This is a genomic window from Thermoanaerobacter uzonensis DSM 18761, from assembly GCF_900129115.1.
GTDB classification, from domain to species: domain Bacteria; phylum Bacillota; class Thermoanaerobacteria; order Thermoanaerobacterales; family Thermoanaerobacteraceae; genus Thermoanaerobacter; species Thermoanaerobacter uzonensis.
The window spans coordinates 85,607-94,069 of record NZ_FQUR01000013.1; the positions used below are offsets into that span (position 1 = coordinate 85,607).

Annotated in this window: 10 protein-coding genes, 1 rRNA gene and 1 riboswitch; all 11 genes read left to right on the top strand. The window is 33.2% G+C overall.

What is annotated here, in order from left to right; all coding sequences use genetic code 11:
- Positions 1 to 58: 58 nt before the first annotated feature.
- A complete protein-coding gene (locus BUB32_RS08730) occupies positions 59 to 1,954 on the top strand; it encodes an HD domain-containing phosphohydrolase (protein WP_072969051.1) in 1,896 nt (631 codons plus the stop codon).
- A 58-nt stretch (positions 1,955 to 2,012) separates the two neighbouring features.
- Positions 2,013 to 3,569 carry a DNA polymerase III subunit gamma/tau gene (dnaX, locus tag BUB32_RS08735; protein WP_072969052.1) on the top strand — a complete coding sequence of 519 codons (1,557 nt, stop codon included), beginning with the start codon at positions 2,013 to 2,015 and terminating at the stop codon, positions 3,567 to 3,569.
- Between the two features lie 70 nt (positions 3,570 to 3,639).
- A complete protein-coding gene (locus BUB32_RS08740; RefSeq protein WP_042834338.1) occupies positions 3,640 to 3,975 on the top strand; it encodes a YbaB/EbfC family nucleoid-associated protein in 336 nt (111 codons plus the stop codon).
- Between the two features lie 9 nt (positions 3,976 to 3,984).
- Positions 3,985 to 4,584 carry a recombination mediator RecR gene (gene recR / locus BUB32_RS08745; protein WP_042834337.1) on the top strand — a complete coding sequence of 200 codons (600 nt, stop codon included), beginning with the start codon at positions 3,985 to 3,987 and terminating at the stop codon, positions 4,582 to 4,584.
- 48 nt (positions 4,585 to 4,632) lie between these two features.
- Positions 4,633 to 4,692: riboswitch (Fluoride riboswitch) on the top strand.
- Positions 4,693 to 4,752: 60 nt separating this feature from the next.
- Positions 4,753 to 5,154 (top strand): fluoride efflux transporter CrcB, encoded by a 402-nt coding sequence (gene crcB / locus BUB32_RS08750; protein ID WP_072969059.1) that lies wholly within the window; start codon positions 4,753 to 4,755, stop codon positions 5,152 to 5,154.
- Positions 5,154 to 5,537 (top strand): fluoride efflux transporter CrcB, encoded by a 384-nt coding sequence (gene crcB / locus BUB32_RS08755; RefSeq protein WP_200773871.1) that lies wholly within the window; start codon positions 5,154 to 5,156, stop codon positions 5,535 to 5,537. Before crcB (BUB32_RS08750) ends, crcB (BUB32_RS08755) begins: the two co-directional genes overlap by 1 nt.
- A gap of 54 nt (positions 5,538 to 5,591) precedes the next feature.
- Positions 5,592 to 6,764, top strand: coding sequence for an HD-GYP domain-containing protein (locus BUB32_RS08760; protein WP_072969054.1), 1,173 nt, complete (start codon positions 5,592 to 5,594; stop codon positions 6,762 to 6,764).
- Positions 6,765 to 6,813: 49 nt separating this feature from the next.
- Positions 6,814 to 7,086, top strand: a complete 273-nt coding sequence (locus BUB32_RS08765; RefSeq protein ID WP_029687605.1) for a DUF2508 family protein — start codon at positions 6,814 to 6,816, stop codon at positions 7,084 to 7,086.
- A 55-nt stretch (positions 7,087 to 7,141) separates the two neighbouring features.
- The gene (locus BUB32_RS08770; protein WP_072969055.1) at positions 7,142 to 7,414 is read left to right on the top strand and encodes a pro-sigmaK processing inhibitor BofA family protein; all 273 of its coding nucleotides are present in this window, start codon (positions 7,142 to 7,144) and stop codon (positions 7,412 to 7,414) included.
- An 81-nt stretch (positions 7,415 to 7,495) separates the two neighbouring features.
- A complete protein-coding gene (locus tag BUB32_RS08775) occupies positions 7,496 to 7,759 on the top strand; it encodes a DUF1657 domain-containing protein (protein WP_072969056.1) in 264 nt (87 codons plus the stop codon).
- A gap of 365 nt (positions 7,760 to 8,124) precedes the next feature.
- A 16S ribosomal RNA gene (locus BUB32_RS08780) occupies positions 8,125 to 8,463 on the top strand; the annotation flags it as partial.

Below are 8,463 nucleotides of genomic sequence, written 5' to 3' on the forward strand. Positions count from 1 at the left end.
TTATCCGAAATAACATAGGGAAGTTGTTTTCTACAAAAGAAGAAAGTTGGGGGATTTTATGTTAAGTGATTATAATAAAAAGTTATTCTTTGTTTTATTTGGTTTATCGATAACTGTGTACACATTGTCTGTTGTGCATTTTTTATCAGGATTTGAAAATAAAATTTTTATCGGTGGCATAATTTTATTAATTTCAACGGGGCTATCTGTCATTTTGTCTAAAAAGCTATCTCAGCCCCTTGAGAAATTAAATGAAGGTGTAAAGAGAATAGCTCAAGGGGATTTTAGTTTTCGCATAAATGTTACCGATTCAAAAGAATTTATAGAACTATCAAAAAATTTCAATTCTATGGCAATGGAGTTATCACAAAGTTACATGAAACTAAAAGAACAAACTGAAAATTTAATGCGCCAAAACGAAGAATTGCAAGAATTTAATGCGGAGTTGGAAGCTTCATATGAGCAATTAGAAGTTTTAACTCATGAGCTAGAAATTTCTGAAAGAAAGTATAGATTGTTAGTTGATAATATTCTGGATATTTTGTGGGTGACAGACAAAAATTTTATTATTGAATTTGTCAATTCAAGAGTTGTAAGATATTTGAATTATACACCTCCGGAGTTAATAGGGAAAAGTATCTTGGAAATTGTGGATGAAGAAAGTAAAGAGACATTAAAAGACATGATGGCAGGAAAAATCAATTTTTCGGAGATTAATTTTAAAAATAAAGAAGGTCTGTTAGTCATAACAGAAACTCATGTAAAAAGGCTTAAAGTCGATGGAAATGTGGTAGGCATACAAGGTATTTCCAGGGATATTACAGAGATCTATCATGTTAAACAGCAAATAGTTGAAAAAAACAATGAAATATTGGCCATAAGCGATGTAGGAAGACTTTTAACATCGGGAAGTGACATGAAGGAAGTGTTAAATAATATTGTGGAAAAGGTGGCAAATATACTCAATTCACCTCTCTGCACCATAAGGGAGCATGATAAAAAGTCACAAAAATTCATTTTAGTTACAAAAGGCGGGGAGCTTAAAGATTATCCTATCTCAAGTGAAATAATATTGCCACAACAAGATATTAATGATTTAGTGAATTTGAAAGAAATAAAAATAAAAGGTGTTGATGAGTTTCCACATGATAATAATTTAACCTCTATTTTTGTTGCTAAAGAAGTCTTTTCTGCCGTTATTGTGCCTTTAGTCTCCAGGAATGAAACGATTGGAATATTGACTGTATGGACTTCTACCAAGACAGTAAAGAACATGAGCTTGTTGAGGTCGATTGCGAGTGCGGTCTCTGTTGCAATTGAAAATTCCAAGCTTTATGACGAAATCAAGAAGTTATTTATAAAGACTATAGAAGCTCTTGCTTATGCAGTTGAAGCAAAAGACGTTTATACAAAAGGGCATTCAATGAGAGTATCTCAATATGCGGCTTTGATAGGAGAATATATGGGGCTTTCAAGAGAAAAAGTAGAACAACTTAGAATTGCTGGAATATTACATGATATAGGAAAGATAGGTATTTCAGATGCTATTCTTTTGAAGGCGGGAAAACTTACAGATGAAGAATATAAGGTAATTAAAAGTCATCCAGAAATATCAAGAAGAATTTTAATGCCTATTGATCTGCCAGAAGAGATATTAGAGGCTGTTTCAAAGCATCATGAGCGATATGATGGGAAAGGCTATCCTTATGGGTTAAAAGGGGAAGAAATTCCTATAGAGGCAGCAATTCTCGGTGTGGCAGATGCATTTGATGCCATGACTTCAGATAGGTCTTACAGAAAGGGAATGAATGTTGAAGAAGCTATAAATGAGCTTTTAAAATATAAAGGAACACAATTCCATCCCGAAGTGGTAGATACCTTTATTTCTCTTTACATGAATGAAAAACACAGACTAGAAGAGATAAAAAATCAAGTTTTTTCAAATGCTTCTTAAAAGATATAGAAATATATCTTTTTTTTTGTTACAATTGAATATAACGAGGTGTTAAAGTATGTATCAGTCTTTATATAGAAAGTACAGGCCCAAAAGCTTTAAAGAGGTGGTGGGGCAAGAGCATATTGTAAAAACTTTAAAAAATCAAATAAAGCTTAATAAGATAGGACATGCTTATCTCTTTACAGGCACAAGAGGAACAGGGAAAACCAGTGTAGCTAAGATTTTTGCGAAAGCAGTTAATTGTTTAAATAATACAGATGGAGAGCCTTGTAATTCTTGTGAGATTTGTCAAGCTATAAATAACAATACTACGATGGATGTTTTAGAGATTGATGCTGCATCTAATAACAGTGTAAATGATGTAAGAGAATTGAGAGAGTCTGTAATTTACGCTCCTTCTCAAGCTAAGTACAAAGTATATATAATTGATGAAGTGCATATGCTTTCTACGGGGGCTTTTAATGCTCTTTTAAAAACGTTGGAAGAACCTCCTCCTCATGTGATTTTTATTCTTGCTACTACTGAACCGGATAAATTACCTGATACTATTTTATCCCGCTGTCAAAGGTTTGACTTCAAAAGAATACCTACCCGGTTAATCGTTCAAAATCTTGATAGGATTTGCAATGACAGTGGAATAAAAATCGAAGAGAAGGGCCTTAAAACTATTGCTCTCTATGGCAATGGTTCTATGAGAGATGCGATAAGTCTACTAGAACAATGTGCTTCTTACAAAGAAGGCCTTATAACCTATGAAGATGTATGCGAAATGTTAGGTGTAGCTAATGATGAAATGTTATTTTCACTTTTAGATCACATGAATGCTAGAGATGTAGCAGCTTCATTGAAACAATTAGATAAAATTTTGTCTTATGGAATAGACGTGGGAAATTTTTTAAAGTCCTTAACTTATATTTTAAGAGATATGGTGCTTTACAAAACAGGAGGAGAAGAGTTAAAAGAAATTTTGTATAGCGATGTAGAAACTATAAAAGAAAGAGTGCAAAAATTTGGTACAGCTTTTTTGACTAACGCTTTAGAAAAATTTACAAATCTACAAAAAGAAGTTAGATATGCTATATCTCCGTTAACCATCTTAGAAGTAACTATTTTGAGGTTGATAAAGCCGGAAATTTCTTACGATATGATGAGTTTGTTAACAAGGGTAGAACAAATAGAAGACAAATTAGAAAAAGGACAATTTTTTTTGAAGGAAGAAAAAGGAGAGAAAAATAAAAAAATAAATTTGCCAGAAGAAGAAAAAGAAGAAAACGTGATATCGCAAATAGTACAGCAAGAGGATATAGATCTAGAAAAGGTGTGGGCTGAAGTAAAAGAAATGATAAAAAAAGAAAGAATAGCTTTGTATGCCTTTATAGAAAAAGGAACTCCTTATTTAAAAAAAGGAATAATTGTGGTAGAATATCCTGAGGAGTATGCTTTATTAAAGGAAGAATTAAGCAAAGCGGAAAACAAGAGTTTTATTGAAGAAATATTAAAAAAATTAGTTGGGAAAGCAATCCCTTTGAAGTTTGAGTTAAGGAAAAATGAAGAAGAATTACTTGTGCAGCAAGTTAAAGAGCTTTTTGGCGAAGATATAGAGATAATATAATAATTTTCACAAATAATTCAAAAAAGCATATAAATATTTTTAGAATAAAAATTTAGGAGGTTATACTGTTATGGCAAAAGGAGGATTTCCGGGCGGGTTTAATATAAATAATATGATTAAACAAGCCCAGCAAATGCAGGAAGAAATGAAAAGGGTGCAAGAGGAATTAGTGCAAAAAACTGTAGAAGCTACTGCCGGTGGTGGGATGGTAAAAGTAGTTGCTAATGGCAGAAAAGAGCTTGTTAGTATTGAAATAAACCCTGATGTGGTGGATAAAGAGGATGTAGAAACGTTGGAAGACCTTGTATTGGCTGCGGTTAATCAAGCTTTGAGAAATGCAGAAGAAATGATTGCTTCTGAAATGGCAAAGATAACCGGAGGACTAAACATTCCTGGACTGTTTTGAGGTGAAAAAATGAACTATTATTCTGCATCTTTAGCAAAGCTTATAGAAGAACTGTCAAAGTTGCCTGGTATAGGTCCTAAAACAGCACAAAGGCTTGCTTTTTTCATAATAAACATGCCTTTAGAAGAGGTAAAAAGCTTATCTCAAGCGATTATTGATGCAAAAGAAAAGATAAAGTATTGTAGAATTTGTTATAACATAACTGATACAGAGGTTTGTAATATATGCAGTAATAAAGAAAGAGATCATTCTCTTATATGTGTTGTTTCTCATCCTATGGATGTTGTCGCAATGGAGAAAATACGAGAATATAAAGGAGTGTATCATGTACTCCATGGTGTTATTTCTCCGATAGAAGGCGTTGGACCTGAAGATATAAAAATTAAAGAACTTTTAGACAGGGTTAAAAATGGAAATATAAAAGAAGTCATACTTGCTACAAATCCTGACATAGAAGGAGAAGCGACGGCAATGTACATTGCCAAGCTATTAAAGCCGCTGGGAATAAAAGTCACAAGGATTGCTCATGGGGTGCCGGTAGGCGGTGACCTGGAATACACCGATGTTGTAACTCTTTCAAGGGCTCTTGAAGGTAGAAGGGAATTGTAAAAGGTATTGCATTTTCATTTGTAGTTTATTATAATAAATTTGTGATGAATACCATAAGGCGATGGAGCTCGCCATAAATGCGGAAACGCTAATGGCTCCTATTAGGAGGATAGAAAGCCTAATAGGGGTTTTTTATTGCCTAAAAATGTAAACAGAAAGGGGATTTTCATGGAGTACATCTATATAGGTATCGGAGGATTTTTTGGAGCAGCACTAAGATATTTAATAACAATTTACTTTACCAAAATGTATCACACTATATTTCCCTTTGAAACTTTTATGATAAATATTTTAGGTTCGTTTTTGTTAAGTTTTATTGCTAATTTTACTATGGATGAGTACGAGGTAAATACTAATTTGAGGTTAGCGATAACAACAGGATTTATTGGGGCTTTTACGACATTTTCTACTTTTAGTATGGAAATAATAAATTTACTAAAAGCAGGTAAAGATTATATTGCTCTAAGTTATATAATTTTATCAATATTTGGTGGCCTTATGATGTCTTATTTAGGGTTTGAATTTGCTGACAAAACTTTTAGCTTACTAAAGGAGCAGGAAAGAGAATGATAATAAGTATACTGTATGTAGGAATTGGAGGAATTTTTGGAGCAATATTGAGATATGAAATATCGAGGCATATAAAGGAAAACAGAGAGATAATTATTCCAATCGAAACTTTCATTATAAATGTATTAGGTGCGTTTTTATTAAACTTTTTATCAAGTCCTAAAATAAATGTAGATTTAAGCTGTGATGTTAAACTTTTTTTGACAACGGGATTTCTAGGTGCTTTTACGACATACTCAACTTTTTCCCATGAGACAGTAGACTTAATCAAGAATAAAAAATATTTTCATGCATTTATATATATGTCCTTAACAATTATATTTGGACTAATAGGAGGAGCATTGGGATATTATCTCGGAAATTATATGGGAAAATTGATTTAATTGGTGTATAATATATATCAGTAGAAAATAAATATCAATTAGGAGGAATAAAATGTGAATTTGAATTATAATAATTTACTGTCTGCTTTATCTTTGGCCCTTGACGTTCAAGAGTATAAAAATATGGGACATGCAAGAAGGGTGGCTTATATTTCTTTAAGGATTTCTGAGATGTTAAATTTAAACGAAGAAGAATCAAAAAAAATATACTATTCTGCTTTTTTACATGATATAGGGAAAGGGGATATATACGAAGACTTTGACACAGATGAATGGTGGAAACACAGTGAAAGAGGAAGTGAGATTGTAAAGAAACTACCTTTTGGAGAAAATTTTTCGGATATTATAAGATATCATCATGAAAATTACGATGGAAGCGGATATTTTAATCTAAATGGTGATTCTATTCCTTTAGGAGCTCAAATTGTTTTTATATCTGATCAATTTGATATACGTTACACCTCATTAGCTGGGAAAGAAAGCGAGTATAATATTCGGAATAATATCAAAGAATGTATAAAAAGTGGCACTGGAAAGATGTTTAATCCTGTGGTTGCAAATGCATTACTTGACCTTACAAGACAAGAAAAATTTTGGCTTGATTATAAATTTTTTGATATAAAAACTATATTAAAAAGGATTGAACCTAAGGACATTGTTTCAATAGGAATTAATGAATTAGAGGATATAGCAGAGGTTTTTGCGCAGATTATCGATAATAGAAGCCGATTTACATATAACCATTCAAGAGGTATTTCAAACTTGGCATATAATATGGCCAAAGTGATAGGCTATGATGAAGAAGTGACCAGGAAAATAAAAATTGCGGGATTGCTACATGACCTTGGAAAGCTAGCTATACCTAATTCTATTCTTGACAAACCGGACAAGCTTACTGAAGAGGAGTTTATGGTTATAAAATCTCATACCTATTATACTAAAGAAATACTCAAAGAAATAGGAGGAATAGATGATATAGCAGAATGGGCAGCAAATCATCACGAGAAATTAGATGGAAGCGGGTATCCTGAGGGATTAAAAGGTGACGAAATTGGACAGATTGATAGACATGTGGCGGTTTGTGACATGTATCAAGCATTGACAGAAGACAGGCCTTATAGAAATGGATTTGAACCGAAGCAAGCGATAGACGTTATTGCAAAATTGGTGAAAGATAATAAAGTAAGCGGAGAATCTTTAGAAATTTTAAAAGAAGTGGTACTTTGATGTATACTCAACCGTATTTTAGGAAATAATACGGTTGAGGAGGTATATTATGGGAATGCTTTTTGATTATTTAAAAGAAATAGCGGTAACGAAAAATATATATGACTACAATAGTGAGAACTATCAATTAGTAAATGAAGTGAGACAAACGATAAAAGAATTGAAAGATGCAGAAATTTATTTTCAAAGTGTCACAGACCCTGATTTAGTAGATTATGCTATATATCGGTTGGAGAGTTTAAAAAGAAAGTACATATATTTATTGAAAAAAGCAAAAGAAGAGGGAATAAATTCTGATAATTTTAACTCTCTTTTATCATAATTTGTCCTCCCCCTAAGTATAAATATAACAGTATAAACTCTTAGGGGGTTTTTATATGAACATAAGCATTGAATACAATATAATTATCGCTTATCTAATAGGCTTATTTCTTCTCTATTTTTTAGGTTGGCTATTAGTTATACCAAGAAAATTTTTGCTAAGAATTATAATAAATGGAATTATTGGTGGATTGATTTTGTTTATTATCAATTTGTTAGGAAAATCCATCGGCTTATATATAGCTATAAATCCCGTTACTGCTCTTGTTGCGGGTTTTTTAGGTATCCCTGGAATTATTCTTTTGATAATTCTTCAGTATATTGTTTGAATTTGCAACAAAAATAAACAGTTTAAAAATCCTCCTTTTTGAAATAATAATTTATGTAAAACAAATAAAAGGAGGATTTTTATGACTGTCAAGAGCGATATGGAAAAGGCTATTGCAGCAGCGCAAGCTGCCCTTGGAACTTATGCGCAGTTTGCAAGCTCTACAGACGACACTGCTGCAAAACAAATGTTCCAACAGATGCAACAAGATATGCAGAGACATGTTACTATGCTCACTAATAGGTTAAATTATATAAATACTCACAACAAACTCAATCAACAGTCTCAAGCTACTCAACAAGCAACTCAGCAGAATCAACAAAATGTTCTTACTAATAAAAAGTAGTTTGTGGAGGCCTTGTGCCTCCAATCAATTTATTCCTAATAAATTAAAACTTCCTGCTAATATTTACACGAATTTAATCTCATAAAAATGAGGATTAACATGTAATAATAAGATAGATACACTAAATAGTCGTTATTTAAGTTTAATAAATATTTTTAAGGCTTGTCATGAACATGTATTTGTGATATAGTATATACACGCAAAGTCAAATTTTATTAACAAAACTTTTAGGATAAATGGACAAAAGAGGGTATTGACAAAGGGATATAGATTTGGTAATATAGAGGAGCTGCGGGGAAGCAGCGGAGGGACCTTGAAAAATGGACAGTGAGGCGAAAAAAAGGTGTAGATAAAAGTAGGGATATAAACTTAAGAGTTTGATCCTGGCTCAGGACGAACGCTGGCGGCGTGCCTAACACATGCAAGTCGAGCGGTTCGGCACTTAGCACAAGTTAAGTGTCGGATAGCGGCGGACGGGTGAGTAACGCGTGGGCAACCTACCCTTAAGACCGGGATAACACCTCGAAAGGGGTGCTAATACTGGATAAGGTCATAAGGTGGCATCACCATATGAAGAAAGGGGGAACCCGCTTAAGGATGGGCCCGCGTCCCATCAGCTAGTTGGTGAGGTAACGGCTCACCAAGGCGACGACGGGTAGCCGGCCTGAGAGGGTGGTCGGCCACACTGGGACTGAGACACGGCC

Coding starts and splice junctions, on each gene's coding strand:
- BUB32_RS08730 (WP_072969051.1), top strand. CDS start 59: ATGTTAAGTGATTATAATAAAAAGTTATTCTTTGTTTTATTTGGTTTA.
- dnaX (WP_072969052.1), top strand. CDS start 2,013: ATGTATCAGTCTTTATATAGAAAGTACAGGCCCAAAAGCTTTAAAGAG.
- BUB32_RS08740 (WP_042834338.1), top strand. CDS start 3,640: ATGGCAAAAGGAGGATTTCCGGGCGGGTTTAATATAAATAATATGATT.
- recR (WP_042834337.1), top strand. CDS start 3,985: ATGAACTATTATTCTGCATCTTTAGCAAAGCTTATAGAAGAACTGTCA.
- crcB (WP_072969059.1), top strand. CDS start 4,753: ATGGAGTACATCTATATAGGTATCGGAGGATTTTTTGGAGCAGCACTA.
- BUB32_RS08765 (WP_029687605.1), top strand. CDS start 6,814: ATGGGAATGCTTTTTGATTATTTAAAAGAAATAGCGGTAACGAAAAAT.
- BUB32_RS08770 (WP_072969055.1), top strand. CDS start 7,142: ATGAACATAAGCATTGAATACAATATAATTATCGCTTATCTAATAGGC.
- BUB32_RS08775 (WP_072969056.1), top strand. CDS start 7,496: ATGACTGTCAAGAGCGATATGGAAAAGGCTATTGCAGCAGCGCAAGCT.